This window comes from Thalassobacterium maritimum (assembly GCF_031127805.1).
In the GTDB taxonomy this organism is placed as follows: Bacteria; Verrucomicrobiota; Verrucomicrobiia; order Opitutales; family Coraliomargaritaceae; genus Thalassobacterium; species Thalassobacterium maritimum.
Genome location: NZ_JARXHW010000203.1, coordinates 1 through 604, shown reverse-complemented (window position 1 = coordinate 604; position 604 = coordinate 1). Strand labels below are relative to the sequence as shown.

The following is a 604-nucleotide window of genomic DNA, read 5'->3' as shown; positions in this document are numbered from 1 at the left end:
ACAATCCCCTTACCCCGTAAAGCACACCCGCACGGCTTAGTCCAACAGGTTGTAAGCAGAAAGCGGAGCTTCCAGCCTACAACACTTTAAGTTATAAAATTAAATGAAGTTTCTAGCGATAGCATACTGTTTCATAATCAGCGTAGCCTATTGCGCCGACAGGGAAGAAAAACACTATGTCTCAATTCCATTTTCACACAGTGCAAACCTCGAAGTCGGCTTAGCCTTTTACCTCGAAGACACAGAAGAAGAGAAAAAAGAACTTGAGTTCATCATCACATCAAAACGTGGTAGCGCGTATACCAACCTAGGCTTTAAGCTATATCGAGGGAGCGAGCTAGTTTACTCTTCGAAGGCACCGATAATCGTATATCCAAATGGAGCCTATAGCACAAAGATAGACGTTTCTAAACCAGTAAAAACAAACCTGATAGGTGAAATGTTCTCTAGGAACACCGATAGCCTTGAACTCCACTTCGAGATTACCACTATCTGGAAGAAATAGAACTATAAATCGAGTAGGTGACGCCGCACGGGACGCCACCTCTCACACCACCTGCCGTGCGGGACCGCAGCCAGACTGATCGACGTGCTACGCAGTCTG

1 protein-coding gene is annotated in these 604 nt (G+C 45.7%); it reads left to right on the top strand.

The annotated features are described in order from the left end of the window. Positions 1–103: 103 nt before the first annotated feature. Positions 104–505, top strand: coding sequence for a hypothetical protein (locus QEH52_RS20030; RefSeq protein ID WP_308952739.1), 402 nt, complete (start codon positions 104–106; stop codon positions 503–505). The last annotated feature ends 99 nt before the right edge of the window (positions 506–604 follow it).

Coding starts and splice junctions, on each gene's coding strand:
- QEH52_RS20030 (WP_308952739.1), top strand. CDS start 104: ATGAAGTTTCTAGCGATAGCATACTGTTTCATAATCAGCGTAGCCTAT.